The organism is Peribacillus sp. NPDC058075 (assembly GCF_042885195.1).
In the GTDB taxonomy this organism is placed as follows: Bacteria; Bacillota; Bacilli; order Bacillales; family DSM-1321; genus Peribacillus.
Genome location: NZ_JBHVSL010000001.1, coordinates 19,586 through 33,478 on the forward strand (window position 1 = coordinate 19,586; position 13,893 = coordinate 33,478).

At 39.2% G+C, this 13,893-nt stretch carries 14 protein-coding genes and 1 pseudogene; 9 read left to right on the forward strand and 6 right to left on the reverse strand.

What is annotated here, in order from left to right:
- Positions 1 to 36 precede the first annotated feature (36 nt).
- Positions 37 to 1,815, forward strand: coding sequence for a phosphomethylpyrimidine synthase ThiC (thiC, locus tag ACFVS1_RS00185; RefSeq protein ID WP_387544601.1), 1,779 nt, complete (start codon positions 37 to 39; stop codon positions 1,813 to 1,815).
- 287 nt (positions 1,816 to 2,102) lie between these two features.
- Here the strand turns inward: thiC and ACFVS1_RS00190 are convergent.
- Positions 2,103 to 2,572 (reverse strand): annotated as a pseudogene (locus ACFVS1_RS00190) (DUF3231 family protein).
- A 284-nt stretch (positions 2,573 to 2,856) separates the two neighbouring features.
- On the opposite strand from ACFVS1_RS00190, the gene ACFVS1_RS00195 reads away from it, so the two are divergent.
- Positions 2,857 to 3,489, forward strand: coding sequence for a spore coat protein (locus ACFVS1_RS00195; protein WP_352925633.1), 633 nt, complete (start codon positions 2,857 to 2,859; stop codon positions 3,487 to 3,489).
- Positions 3,490 to 3,531: 42 nt separating this feature from the next.
- Here the strand turns inward: ACFVS1_RS00195 and ACFVS1_RS00200 are convergent, their stop codons facing one another.
- From ACFVS1_RS00200 to ACFVS1_RS00210, 3 genes are all read right to left on the reverse strand, one after another.
- Positions 3,532 to 3,897 (reverse strand): carboxymuconolactone decarboxylase family protein, encoded by a 366-nt coding sequence (locus ACFVS1_RS00200; RefSeq protein ID WP_352926011.1) that lies wholly within the window; start codon positions 3,895 to 3,897, stop codon positions 3,532 to 3,534.
- A gap of 111 nt (positions 3,898 to 4,008) precedes the next feature.
- Positions 4,009 to 4,791 carry a cytochrome c oxidase assembly protein gene (locus tag ACFVS1_RS00205; RefSeq protein ID WP_387544603.1) on the reverse strand — a complete coding sequence of 261 codons (783 nt, stop codon included), beginning with the start codon at positions 4,789 to 4,791 and terminating at the stop codon, positions 4,009 to 4,011.
- The gene (locus tag ACFVS1_RS00210) at positions 4,781 to 5,299 is read right to left on the reverse strand and encodes a DUF2243 domain-containing protein (RefSeq protein WP_352925637.1); all 519 of its coding nucleotides are present in this window, start codon (positions 5,297 to 5,299) and stop codon (positions 4,781 to 4,783) included. The genes ACFVS1_RS00205 and ACFVS1_RS00210 overlap by 11 nt, the downstream gene beginning before the upstream one ends.
- Before the next feature lie 274 nt (positions 5,300 to 5,573).
- Between ACFVS1_RS00210 and ACFVS1_RS00215 the strand changes: the two genes are divergently transcribed.
- The 7 genes from ACFVS1_RS00215 (at position 5,574) to ACFVS1_RS00245 (ending at position 11,487) form a co-directional block, all read left to right on the forward strand.
- Complete coding sequence (locus tag ACFVS1_RS00215) at positions 5,574 to 6,419, forward strand: manganese catalase (protein ID WP_387544604.1); 846 nt, start codon at positions 5,574 to 5,576, stop codon at positions 6,417 to 6,419.
- A 182-nt stretch (positions 6,420 to 6,601) separates the two neighbouring features.
- Positions 6,602 to 7,582 (forward strand): NAD(P)H-quinone oxidoreductase, encoded by a 981-nt coding sequence (locus ACFVS1_RS00220; protein WP_387544606.1) that lies wholly within the window; start codon positions 6,602 to 6,604, stop codon positions 7,580 to 7,582.
- A 210-nt stretch (positions 7,583 to 7,792) separates the two neighbouring features.
- Entirely contained in the window at positions 7,793 to 8,560 is a 768-nt protein-coding gene (locus tag ACFVS1_RS00225; RefSeq protein ID WP_387544608.1) for an arylamine N-acetyltransferase family protein, read from the forward strand.
- Between the two features lie 366 nt (positions 8,561 to 8,926).
- A complete protein-coding gene (locus ACFVS1_RS00230) occupies positions 8,927 to 9,562 on the forward strand; it encodes a hypothetical protein (protein WP_352925644.1) in 636 nt (211 codons plus the stop codon).
- Between the two features lie 362 nt (positions 9,563 to 9,924).
- Positions 9,925 to 10,068, forward strand: a complete 144-nt coding sequence (locus tag ACFVS1_RS00235) for a hypothetical protein (RefSeq protein ID WP_352925646.1) — start codon at positions 9,925 to 9,927, stop codon at positions 10,066 to 10,068.
- Between the two features lie 135 nt (positions 10,069 to 10,203).
- Positions 10,204 to 10,773 carry a YdhK family protein gene (locus ACFVS1_RS00240; RefSeq protein ID WP_352925648.1) on the forward strand — a complete coding sequence of 190 codons (570 nt, stop codon included), beginning with the start codon at positions 10,204 to 10,206 and terminating at the stop codon, positions 10,771 to 10,773.
- Between the two features lie 234 nt (positions 10,774 to 11,007).
- Positions 11,008 to 11,487, forward strand: a complete 480-nt coding sequence (locus ACFVS1_RS00245) for a GNAT family N-acetyltransferase (RefSeq protein WP_387544609.1) — start codon at positions 11,008 to 11,010, stop codon at positions 11,485 to 11,487.
- Positions 11,488 to 11,721: 234 nt separating this feature from the next.
- On the opposite strand, the gene ACFVS1_RS00250 is transcribed toward ACFVS1_RS00245, so the two are convergent.
- Together ACFVS1_RS00250 and ACFVS1_RS00255 are read right to left on the reverse strand one after the other, a co-directional pair.
- Positions 11,722 to 12,558 (reverse strand): RMD1 family protein, encoded by an 837-nt coding sequence (locus tag ACFVS1_RS00250; RefSeq protein WP_387544610.1) that lies wholly within the window; start codon positions 12,556 to 12,558, stop codon positions 11,722 to 11,724.
- A gap of 156 nt (positions 12,559 to 12,714) precedes the next feature.
- On the reverse strand, positions 12,715 to 13,569 hold the full coding sequence (locus ACFVS1_RS00255) for a DUF4915 domain-containing protein (protein WP_387544611.1): 855 nt from the start codon (positions 13,567 to 13,569) through the stop codon (positions 12,715 to 12,717).
- Positions 13,570 to 13,893: the final 324 nt, after the last annotated feature.

The following is a 13,893-nucleotide window of genomic DNA, read 5'->3' on the forward strand; positions in this document are numbered from 1 at the left end:
CCTTTTTAAATGAACTTAAAAAGGAGAAATGAAATCATGAAGAGTAATTCTGTAGATGACATGAATGTTTCAATTATGTCCAGTTTTGCCGGGAGTAAAAAAGTGTATGTTGAGGGATCTAGACCTGATATTAAAGTACCTATGCGTGAAATTAAGCTAAGTCCGACTACAGGGTCATTCGGCGAAGAGGAGAATCCGCCTTTACGAGTATATGACACAAGCGGTTTTTATACGGATTCAGAATATCCCATTGATATTCATACAGGTCTTGCCCCGATTAGACGCAGATGGGTTTTGGAAAGGGAAGATGTTGAAGAGTATGAAGGGCGTGAAATAAAGCCCGAAGATAACGGCTATAAAAAAGAGTCACAATCCAACGCCGAAGTTTTTCCGGGATTGAAAAGAAAACCATTGCGTGCTGCGAAAGGGCAAAACGTAACCCAGCTCCATTATGCCCGAAAAGGTATCATAACTCCGGAAATGGAGTTCATCTCGATCAGGGAAAATGTAGCCCCTGAGTTTGTAAGAGAAGAGGTAGCTAGCGGGAGGGCGATCATACCGGCAAATATTAATCATCCCGAAAGTGAGCCCATGATCATCGGACGTAATTTTCATGTGAAAATAAATGCGAATATTGGAAATTCCGCTGTTAGTTCATCGATTGAAGCTGAAGTGGAGAAAATGACTTGGGCTACACGTTGGGGTGCAGACAACATAATGGATCTTTCCACCGGTAAGAATATTCACACGACCCGAGAATGGATTATCAGAAATTCACCTGTGCCAGTTGGGACGGTTCCGATATATCAAGCATTGGAAAAAGTGAATGGAGTCGCGGAAGATTTAAATTGGGAAGTTTTCCGGGATACATTAATCGAGCAGGCTGAGCAAGGTGTCGATTACTTCACCATACACGCTGGTGTGCTTTTACGATACATTCCCATGACAGCAAAGCGAGTTACGGGCATCGTTTCCCGAGGGGGCTCCATCATGGCACAATGGTGCTTGGCCCACCATCAAGAAAGTTTTCTCTATACTCACTTTGAAGAGATTTGTGAAATCATGAAGGCGTATGATGTTTCTTTCTCTTTAGGTGACGGCCTCCGTCCGGGCTCCATTGCAGATGCAAACGATGAGGCTCAATTTGCTGAATTGGAAACACTGGGGGAACTGACGAAGATTGCTTGGAAGCACGATGTTCAAGTCATGGTGGAGGGACCTGGTCACGTACCGATGCATTTGATCAAAGAAAATATGGATAAGCAGCTGGAAGTCTGTCAAGAAGCCCCATTCTATACCCTGGGACCATTGACGACGGATATAGCTCCTGGATACGATCATATCACTTCTGCGATTGGTGCTGCCATGATTGGATGGTTTGGAACAGCCATGCTTTGTTATGTGACGCCGAAAGAGCATTTGGGTCTTCCGAATAAAGAGGATGTTCGTGTAGGGGTCATTACTTATAAAATTGCAGCCCACGCAGCTGATCTTGCTAAAGGTCATCCCCAGGCACGAAAACGGGATGATGCCCTTTCTAAGGCTAGATTCGAATTTCGTTGGAGAGATCAATTCAATCTTTCCCTCGATCCTGAAAGGGCAGTTGAATATCACGATGAAACACTTCCGGCAGAGGGTGCCAAAACAGCCCACTTCTGTTCAATGTGCGGACCCAAATTCTGCAGTATGAGGATATCTCAAGACATCCGTGATTTGGCGAAGGAAAAGGGTCTGGGGTTTGAGTCGGTAATCGATGAAGGTCTTAAAGAAAAAGCGAATGAATTTAGGAAAACGGACGGGGAAATCTATCTATGATTCTGAGAGAGGGAGAATTCGATGAATCGGGTAATTCAAATTAAAGTTGAAATGAAACAGTTGGAAACTCAAATGGAACAGCTGAAAAGGGAGCTGAACATTTTTCGCGACAATTGTAATCATGAATTTATAAAAACTGATTATAGTCAACAATGCAAAAAGTGCCACTTAATCGAAAGTCTGCAATGGTAGTGATTCCTTAATCCTTTCATTATTGGAATTAATCCCTTAATCATGTTGGGCATCCAATCACGATGTCAACATGATTAGGGGATATTTCATTATATTTACATACTTGTTTTATTAATATGAAGAGGAGGAGGGAAAAGCCGGCCTTTTTCCTTATTCAATCTTAGGAGTCAGCACCCAATGCAGCTTTATTCGTATGGAATTGTGCGAACATCTGTGCAATATCTTCTCGGATGCATTGACCCATGATTTGGCTGCAAGCAACTAATCCAGCATTAATATCGATTGATACTGAAGCAGAGATTTCAGGGTCTTGAAGACGTGCCCCGACGGGAATCAAATTAACTTTAGGCCTTTCAGGTAATAATGATTCAAGTTGGTCAAGTTCCTGTTTCCCTTGATTGATGACTTCAACAAGTAATGTATGGAGGTCCTTGTCGCCAGTATGGTTAAGCATAGTTGGATGACAGGCAATCAGCCCTTTTGTAGTTGTTAGATATGACCATGTTCCGAATACCTCACCATAATGCATGAGTTCTTCTTTTGGATTTCCACTTAAAATTCCCATTACCATCCGCCTTGAATATTCCTTGTAGCCATTCTTGATAACATTCATCACAGAGCATTTCATTTCTATCCGTGTCATCACTACAATAGAAGCATTGATGTGTCATTGGAATTCCTCCCAAACATATAAAGTGTTTATAGTTTAAAACGCCACGTTTTTTTTATACGGAAAGCATGATGTAGCAGCTTATTGCTCTTCTTGGAAGAGATTAGATTGAATAATCCAGTTGGGGTTTAACATACTAAACTTGTTCGCATCATTGATAAAACGAGGAGGGAAATATTATGCAAAACCAATATCAACAAGGCCAAGTACACCAGAACATGCAAACGGGTGCCATTCCCCCACAAATGAATCACGGTGGTCACGAAGTATTCGATGTACATGAAGTGTTGTCGGGAACGATTGGTACTTTAAATACGTATACTCTTTTGCGTCAGCATATCCAGGATCAGGAATTACTTGATATTCTGGATCGTCAATATCAGTTCATCCAAGATGAATATAATATTTCACTGGAGTGCTTCCAATCGGGCCAGGATCCTTCTAAACGGACTCAGAGCTACAAAATGAATCAAGGTAACGATTTTATATATGGATTGACACCAACTCAGCCAAAGAAACCTTTGCAATCCGTATCGGAAATTACGGATGAATGCATTTCAGGCTTGATGCTTGGAGCTGTTAAGTCTTCAGCATCCATGAAAGCGATGGCAGCGCTTGAAATAACGAATCCGGTGGTTCGCCGTGTATTTGCAGATTCCGTTCCGAACTGCATTGAAATGGCCTATGAGATTTCGATATATCAAAACAAACATCATTACTATCAGGTTCCGCAGCTTGCACAGCAGGATATGCAGCAAATGTTGAATTCATATGCACCCGCACAAGGAAATAATAACAACATGAGTCATTAGAACAAAAAAAGGGATAGGACTATTTGTCTTATCCCTTCTTTCTTACTGTTTCATCTGATTTATATCCTGGATGCAATCCTGGACGAGGGTTACAGCCTGACTCATGGCGGCTCCTCCGCCGAATGCTGCGGTCACACCAATGGCTTCAAGAATTTCCTGTTCGGAACAGCCTTGATCAAGACATCCTTTTGTATGGTAGATAATGCAGTATTCATCTTGTGAATATAAGCTTATTCCCAATGCGATAAGCTGTTTTTCTTTCTGGGATAATTGACCTTCTTTAAAGCACTCTTCCGTAAACGAATTGAATTTCTCTGCGAGAACAGGCATTTTCTGCGTAAAGGCACCGATTCCAGCTTTATAATCACGAAGAGCATTTTCAGTAGAATTGTTAGCTTCAAATTCCATTTCCATTCAGCTCCATCCTAAATTTTTTTCATCAAAAATTAGTATGAGCTAAATGCTGGACGATTAAACAGAAACATAGGAGTTTAACTAAGTAATATGTAACCGTCCTTCCTACAAGGCAAGTGATCCCTTGGGACGGGTGGCTTTGAACCATTGATAGCAAAGGATGCAAATAAGTGCAACGTCAATGGCATCACCGGCATAGTACATTAACATTCCTCCATTTTCCGCTTGTTCCTTGGTGACTCCGCTTGGAGGATGGGCAAAAATATACTTAGAAAGAATATCATGGCCGGCCAGTGAAATTGTAAATACGACAGCACGAAACATGAAGTTGAACCTGTGGGGCGTCGGGTCTATATAAATCATAGACGCAGTGAATAGATAACCCGCTATGAACACGTGAAAATGCACTAATGCATGTAGAAGGGCATTATGATGCATCAACCGATATAACTCAGTTGTATAAAGTATCCAAAGCCCCCCAATATTAAGCACAGAGGCAGTGATTGGATTGCTTATAATGCGTAGCGGCCAACTTTTCAACAACTTTGAAAGGCGTCTTGCTGATTGTACATCAATTGTTCGCAGTGCAAGAGTAATGGGTGCAGCAAGCACGAGCAGGATGGGTGCAATCATTCCAAGCAGTAAATGACCAACCATATGCGCTGTGAAGTCGATATGCGCGCGATTGGCTATGGGACCTATAATTGAAGACGTTGTACAGATGGTGCCAAGAATCCAAAAGAGAGTACGGTATAAGGGCCATTTTTTATAGCGGCGGTTCGAAATTACGACAGCTGCGATATAAATCACTATAACAAGCGCCAAAAGAATCAATAAAATCGGGCCAAAGCCAGCCCCGCTATTATGAATATGTCCGTTACTGTGCATTGCTGGTATCTTCTTTCATTTTAAGTAAGCTGCGCCGTGTTTGAATGACGATGATAATGCCGATCAAGATCATGATTGTGGCTGCCATGTTCCAAATCAAATCGTATGGGAGAATATCGACATTGTAACGGATTTGATGGAGACGCATGAGCTTGTGCTGGATGATCCCGTCATATAACTGAAAAGAACCTGCCCCGAGCAAAACTCCTCCTATCCACCTTTTCAGCCATAATCCCCTTCTACGGCGAAGGTCAGCGAACATGAACAAGGCCCCGACCGTTGCAAACCAGCTTAGGGCATGAAATAAACCATCCGAGACAAGCCCAATATTGGATGTGGACTTGTCATAGAAATGGTGCCAATGCAATAGTTGATGAAAGATGGCCTCATCGATGAATGCTACCAATCCGATCCCGAATAGAAAACCGGACCATAGATTACGAGCGGAATAAGTATCACGTAATTGTGAAATAGATTGATCATTTTGATTTCGGGGCTTGAAATCCATTTTCCATCCTCCTTTTTAATCTTTTCCTATTTATGGTTATTTTCACTTTACCCTGTATTGTAAAGTTATAGACAGGTAAATGGACCTTTTATAAATCTTATTTATTGAGCGATTCATAGCCTAAAGATAATCCTTGGATTGTTAGTTCCGTAATCATTGTTAATGGCATGTAAATTTTTTCTAATTATTGTTCATTATAATTGGATTCAGGTTTCGAGCGTGGACAGGCGGGTAATAAAAAACCGTACATCATATAAAAAAAGGAGGAGTTACTATGTTTCGCCATCAAAAAGAATTGCAATTTGAAGTTAAGGTAGATCGACCAGATCCGATGCTTGCCCGTCAAATTCAGGAAGTGTTAGGTGGACAGTTTGGGGAAATGACTGTCATGATGCAATATCTTTTTCAGGGTTTTAACTGCCGTGGAGAAGAAAAATACAAAGATATGCTGATGGATATCGGTACAGAGGAAATTGGACATGTAGAGATGCTTTGTTCGCTCATTAGTCAATTGCTTGATGGCGCTTCTCCGGAAGATCAAGCAGAAGCCGCAAAAGATCCTGCAACAGCAGCCATCATGGGTGGAATCAATCCCCAGCATTTGCTCGTAAGCGGTCTTGGGGGACTGCCAACCAACTCGAATGGGGTGCCTTGGAACGGATCTTATATTGTAGCCAGCGGAAATCTATTAGCGGACATGCGTTCGAATCTTCATGCTGAAAGCCAAGGACGCCTTCAAGTGGCCCGTTTATATCATATGACCAAAGATGAGGCGGTACGTGCCACCTTCCGTAAAATGTTAGCCCGTGATCGTTACCACCAATATCAATGGATGGCGGCAATTGCAGAACTTGAAGAAAAAAATGGTGTTGTCGTTCCCTCGTCATTCCCACCGGAAGCGGAAATGGAATCTCAACCTGAAGCGTACGAATTCTGGAACTTGTCAGAAGGTAATGAATCAGCAGACGGACTGTGGGCAACAGGTAGCGCCCCAGATGGTACAGGAGATTTTGTTTATGTAGCTGAACCAGTTGCAAAAGGGCAGATTCCTACCCCTAAGGTTCCGGCACCACAATTGCATCATGACCTGGATAGAAGTCAATCACTTAATAAAAGGTAATAGAAACTTTTCAAAAAAGCTCGATGGCCCCGAAAGGGTCATCGGCTTTTTTTATTCTATCAACATGTTTACAAAACCTAATTATTTGCTTGTGGATATTTTTTGGAGTAGCATAGTTTCCAACTTCAAGACAAACCATTTTAAAAGTGTGGTCACTAATTTAATAGTAAGGAGTGGGACAAATGAAAGCAGTGGTAGTTAAAGAACCGGGTGGAGCAGAACAATTACTATTTAAAGATTTTTCCAAGCCCATGCCCGGAAAAGGGGAAATATTAATTAAGGTGAAGGCCTCTGCTATAAATAGAACGGATATTGTTTCACGAGAAGGGAAATCCGGTTATATGGCCAATCCAATATTGGGGATTGAAGTTTCTGGGGAAGTGGTGGAAACAGGGGAAGGTGCAACTATACAAATAGGGACAAGGGTGATGGGCCTTGTAAATGGCGGCGGTTATGCTCAATATGCCTTGATGCCGGCTGATAGAGCGATGAAGATCCCGGATGACTTGTCATTTGAAGAAGCGGCAGCGATTCCTGAAGTATTCTTGACAGCGTACCAAACCTTGTTTTGGTTAGGTGAATTGACGGATCAAGATACGGTATTGATTCATGCTGGCGGAAGCGGTGTAGGCACAGCAGCTATCCAACTGGCAAAAAAACTGACAAAAGCGAAGATCATCACTACAGCCGGTTCAAAGGAAAAATTGGATTTCTGTCACTCATTAGGAGCGGATATCTGTATCAATTATAAAGAACAATCTTTTGATGAGGAAGTAATGAAAGCTACAAATAATCAAGGAGTGGATGTTATCCTGGATTTCATCGGTGCTTCTTACTGGGAGAAAAACCTTAAAAGCATAAAAACTGATGGACGATGGGTACTGATAGGGATTCTAGGAGGAACTGTAGTCGAGAAGGTGAACTTGATGGAACTTCTCTTAAAAAGAGTTCAATTAAAAGGCACTCTATTAACTCCTCGGAGTGATGAATATAAAAAAGAGTTAACGGAAGAATTCGTTACAAAGGCCATGCCGTTGTTCCTCCAACATGAAATCAAGGCAATCGTGGATCATGTCTTCCCTTTTGAAGAGGTACAAAGGGCGCATGAACATATGGAAGCAAATAAGAATTTGGGTAAAATCATCTTACAGGTAAATGAATAATTATAGAAAACAGCTTCGAAGCATGTATGGAGAAGGTTGCCCAGAATTGCGACATTGGCGGACTCATATCATGGAGCTTCATAAGGAAAAGGTGGAATGTGGGTTTTGTTAATGGCATATCGTTGAAGAATGAAATATGTGCAAAGTATAATGAATATATACAAAGTCAAGATGCTCTTCATTGGTATCTGTTAAAATGGGGGAATCATAATGAATGAACTGAATGCATTATTCAGGAAAAGAATAGGGCTCCAGGAAGATGTGAAACTGACTTTTGGGACAATAGATGAAATTCTGGATAAAACCGCGAAAACCATTCCGTTTGAAAACTTATCGATCATGGCATCCCATCTAAGTGATATCAATAAAGCCAATATCATGGACAAAGTCCTCGTGAGGAATGAGGGGGGATTATGCTATGAATTGAATGCAGCCCTTTATTTTTTCCTGAAGGAAAATGACTTTGATGTATTCTTGGTTCGAGGTGTCATCTATAATCAGGGGTGGATGACCATAGGAAGGACCCATGTTACCATTCTATTGAACCATGAGGGCCAAACCTATCTGATCGATACGGGTTTTGGCGGGAATCTGCCTTTAAAACCAGTTCCGTTGAACGGAGAAACGGTCGTTTCCCAAAATGGTGAATTCCGAATAAAAAAAGAAAGTACGGACCATGGAGATCATATCCTTGAATTAAAACTGAAACATAAAGATTGCGATTGGAGAATAGGGTATGCTTTCGATTCTTCAAAACCCGTCGGAAATATAGCGGAACTTAATGAGGTCCAGACGATCATCAGGGAAAATCCTCAATCGCCATTCAATAAGCATCCGTTAATCACCCGTTTGACAAACAACGGGAACATCACTTTAACTGATACATCCTTTACACGGTGGGATGATGGGAAAGTGACGAAAGAAGAAATAGATGGAACACGATTTAAAGAGTTAATGAAACAGCACTTCGATAGATAGTGGAAAGGGAATGAATATCAAAGGCGTCCATACCGAAAGACTGTCCATTCTCGACAGTCTTTTTATGAATAAAATGATTGTCGAGACCGCGCAGGTATAAGGAAGAAACAATTGAGAACGGTCGAATAAAGTGCGTTGAAGGTTGAATAAGTCCGAGAACGGTCGAATAAAGTGCGTTGAAGGTCGAATAAGTCCGAGAACGGTCGAATAAAGTGCATTGAAGGTCGAATAAGTCCGAGAATGGCCGGATAAAGTGCTGTTAAGGACGAAAAAAATCGAGAACGGCCAAAAAAGGCTCCGGATGAAATCAACTGGATGTTTTTACTATTCACTAAATAGATTTGAATTCAGTGGGGTGAGAAGGATATGGAGAGGAAGAATCGATTGGTTTTTACTAGATCGAATGCTGCTGCTAAACGAAAATTCGATGAAGCGATCACCATTTTGGAATATAGCGTAATGCTTGTTGAGCTCTTTGGATTAGAAGAATTCAATAATATAATTGCCGGACAGTTAAGGCTGATTTTAGGTGAAACGAAAAATACGCGCATAAAGCGGGAAAAGGTCACGATTGATCAATCCTTAATAAAGAAAATCAATCCTAATCCAAGATTGTATCCTATTAAAGACTCCATTCAAATGAGCAACGTTCATATTACGGAAGACATCTTCGATTATACAAAACAGAGGATTGAGCTTAAGCTTTGGAGAAATCAAATTATCTATAAAACCGATATCGAAGGAAAAATACAGGAAATTAAAATCATTGATTTTATTAAGGAAACGGCTAATAAGATTGGCGGTGCACAAGCTGAATCAAGTTTCCCTAATAAGTCCATGATTTCGGATGGTCATACCAAAATCATATTAATAGGAATAGCGAAAGGATTATTCAAATCCATAGGCAGGGATTATACAAAACATGCCTCCAGGAACCTATCACATATCATGCAAAAAATCGAACAATCAGCTTTGGAGACTGAACATAAGAAGGACTTTTAGCAAAGTCCTTCTTGCTTGGTTTCCAAGCAAGATCCGATAGTATTGAATACCTCAAATAACCTCTATCAATAAACCATCTCTTTTTACTTCTGTTAAACCACTCCCGATAGCATGCTGTTCACTTTTATTATTAAAGATATATATATAGAAGAATGGGGAGTTCCCCTGATTAGATAACAAACATTGAGGCCTTATATGTAAATGTAAAGACTTATTAAATTTAACACCTAAAATCCGTATGGACGCTTGAGATATTTTATAATGATATTCGGAATATAGTTTCACGTGGAAAAATACACTCAATATTGAACCTTGCCCCAAACAGATAAATCAACTAAAGCTAAAAAGAAAGAGATGATGATATGAAGGGTTTTGATGAAAACCTTCCTGACGAATGGCTAGAACTAGTACGATTGGCAATGAAATCGGATGTTACGAAAGAGCAATTCAAAAAAATTCTTCAAGAAAAGTCGAATAGCGATAAAAATGGCGATTGTGGTGGCTAATGAACGCTTAAATGGAAGCAGGACTACCCATAAAAAAAGTAGGAGGCTTCCTTTCTTTTGCCACGAGTGTACTCCATATTTTCTGCATATTTAATTGGTAAGATGGATGTAATCATAAGGGAGGTTTTATTCAATATGAAAAAAAGAACAAAATTGCCTATCATCTTATCATTAGTAGCAGCCCTGTTTTTAGTCCTTGGCGCATGTTCCAACAGCGATGATAAAAACAAAGAAGAAAAAAAAGAAAAGGAACATAGTGAAATGGGCATGAACCATTCTAGCACGGGTGATGTTCCAGAAGGATTAAAAGCTGCAGAAAATCCAACCTATGAAGTTGGAAGTCAAGCGATTATCGAATCAGGTCATATGGAAAGCATGAAGGGCGCGGAAGCAACAATAGTGGGTGCCTTTGATACGACTGCTTATGCAATTTCGTATACGCCTGCAACTGGCGGAGAAAAAGTTGAAAATCATAAATGGATCATTCACGAAGAAATCAAAGATGCAGGTGAGAAAACATATGAACCAGGAGCGGAGATTACAGTAGATGCTTCTCATATGGAAGGAATGAACGGGGCTGTCGCTGAAGTTGAATCTGCTGAAAAAACGACTGTTTATATGGTCGATTTCACACCGACTGCGGGAGGAGAAAAAGTGAAGAATCATAAATGGGTAACGGAAAGTGAATTATCAGCGTCTGAATGATTTAACATCATGATTTTCAAAAAATAAGACAAGTTTATCCTTAATGGTTATGAAACCAGCTGGATCGTTTTTTAAATGTGTAAACAACTCGTTTTTCTACAGTCTAAGGAATGGTAAACAAAGCCATTCCTTTTTTTGAATGAATTTTCTAAGAAATTATTGTTTGCAGTGGGTTTTAAAACTTTAGTCTCTGTTAATATGGCTTTATGAGATATGTAAAAATGAGGTGCGATGATGAGTGGATTAACTATTAGACCTTTTATGGAAAATGACTATGAGGCGCTGAGCAATTATTGTTTACCTATAGAACAAGAAATCTATACTTCTTTACCTTTGAAAGTTATCGAAGACTTCAGGAAGGATAAATATAACCTCCCCATGGTCATTTATTTAGATGAGGATTTGATTGGTTGTTTTGCCTTATATACGGATAAAGCGGGAAATCAATATACAAGTAATGAGAATGCGATTCTTCTAAAATCATTCTCCTTGGATTTGCGCCATCAAAAAAAGGGGCTAGCTTTTAAGACTTTAAAAGTGTTGCCTGAGATGATCAAACGAAGCCATCCAGATAAAGATGAGATTATTCTAACCGTGCATCATTCGAATGATCCAGCGATAAATTTATATAAAAAAGCTGGATTCATTGATAAAGGATACAGATTCAATGGGGAAGAAGGGGAGGAATTTATTTTCCACTTTGCTCTGGGTTAAACTAATGAAATTCTTCGGGAGAGTAAGATAAAAGAAAAACAGACTCCCATGAGATGATTATCAGAAAACATAGGAATTGGACAGTCCACGGAAAGGGAACGGATTTCTGAAATCAATGGGAACGTTTTTCAAAGAAAAAAACTGTAGGCAAACCCGTTTTTTGGATTTGTCTACAGTCTGAAGCACTTAAACGATGCTTATTTAGAATGTATTCCAAACGATATGATTCAGAATTCATGGAATCCATCCTGCAATTTCTGATATCGTCAGAACGATCTCAAAGACAATGAGGATTACAATGATCCATTCAACGAATAGTCCCCTGATCGAATGGCTGATGTTAGAAAACCCATCCATAATGTTATATAAAATTTCGGTTTTACTTTTCAGGATTTTATACCGATCATTCAATTCAAAAAAATCTAGCATGCTGTCATAAAATTCGCCGGCAATGCTGCTTGTCCATGTAATATCAGGTTTGTCCAGAATCATGATGTACGCTAGGGTATTATACTCGTGACGTACGATTTTGGCAGTCGTCCTCGCTAGTTCCTTATTACCGATTCTCAGCTTGCCTTTTTCCAGTCGGTCTATCATGGCTTCGAGCTTGTCGTGAATTTTTCCGAGTTGTTCCTCAGTTTTTTCAAGTGCCACCGATTTGGCGAGAATGGTGGAAATTAATTCAGGGTAAAAAAATTCATATTTAGGCACAACTACATATTCGTCTGTAAAATTGATGCTTTCAGTTTCACTGAAGTGAAGGCTGTAATCGTCTGTATATCTATCTAAATTGTCGAGATCAATAACCGGCTCGAAAGAATGGATAAAGGATGAAAATTCCTTAATCTCATTCGCGTGTGAGTAATTGATGAAGACAATGCTGCCAAAGGAAAAAACCAGCACCTGCTGTGATTCGTCCACATGTTTATTAAGGATGGAACTTAGAATATCGCCTTTAAGGATTAAAGGCTCTTCCCAGGTGAATTTTTTTGGTATGCCGCAATGAATGGCGATTTTGTTCAAATCGATTTCATTAGTGATTGCAAATGCTTTAAAGGTAATTGGTTCCATCTATATCACTCTCTTCAGCAAATTGGTCTTTTTTCGATTCTATTCTATTTCTTCAAAAACATGCTTGAATAATTCTTGAAGGTAGAAAAAAGTTCACTGACTGTTCAAGTGAATAAAGAAAGAGTTCCTTATGAGATAAATATGATTTCACTGTTTTTAAATAACCAATATTCCATAAATTTCTTCAGAAGGTATATGGATAAAAGATGAAAGTTTCGTAGAGAGGTCATGAACATAAATCCCGCAATCCAGTAATATGTTCGTGTGTTTTTTTAATAAAACCGGTATGTGCCTACTCTCACTTTGCCCAATGAACATCGTTTGATTTCTAACTGCTAAACCGCGAGTATATCCAAGGCATTTAAAAATATCTTCCTCATTTCTTTTTACTAGGAATTCACCTGAAACACAATAATACAGCTTATTATCATAATGAAATACGCTGTGAGGTTTAAGTAATTTATCATGACAAATCTTAACCACTTTTCTTTCTTGTAAAGAATATTCAAGAATCACACCTTGGTGGTTTGTTTTATTAGGGAAATAACTTGCAAAGGAAAAAAAATTTTTCCTTTGAGGATATGAAAACATCGATACGTATAGCTTTTCATTTGCTATATACAAATCGTTGACGTGGCAAACATCGTCATTTTCAGGTGAAAATCTAATTTCATCCACTCTTTCCAAATCGTTTTCCAAATCATAAACACCAATTGAGTTAGTTTTAGTTTCAACAATATAAGCTTTATCATTATCTATTGCTGCACCATGTAAATCTAATTCTGTAGATAAAGCCTTATTCTTAATAATCTTTAAGTTTTCATCCAAAATGAAGATTCCATGAGAATTGGAAATTACAACAAAAGAGCTGCCGTATTTTGTAATGCCTGTGCATCCAACATTTAAAATCTGTTTTATTTCATATTGTTGTTGTTTAAATTGGACTACATATAGACCGCCTTTATGATTGCAGCATGAAATTAATAATTTACCATCATCTATGGGTATCATGTAAGATCGCACCTCATTTTTTTTAGACAATTCATTTTCTAATATAGTATGAATATTTATTGTAATGGTGTAGACAAGTTATGGGGGGATAGTGGACTTTTTTAACTGATTAAAACTTCTTGAAATGGGCTTTATGCCCTAAACTTTCATTAGACTTAACATACACTCGTGTATATGAAGGAGGGCGTTTCCGCTAAATGGAACGCCCTCCTTCTTTATGTTGCTGTTTATAACACCTTCATGCTATTACTGATGCACCCAGTCATGCATGAATGAAACTTTACAAAAGCCTATAAAAGTTCATGTAAACTTTACTTTTATTTA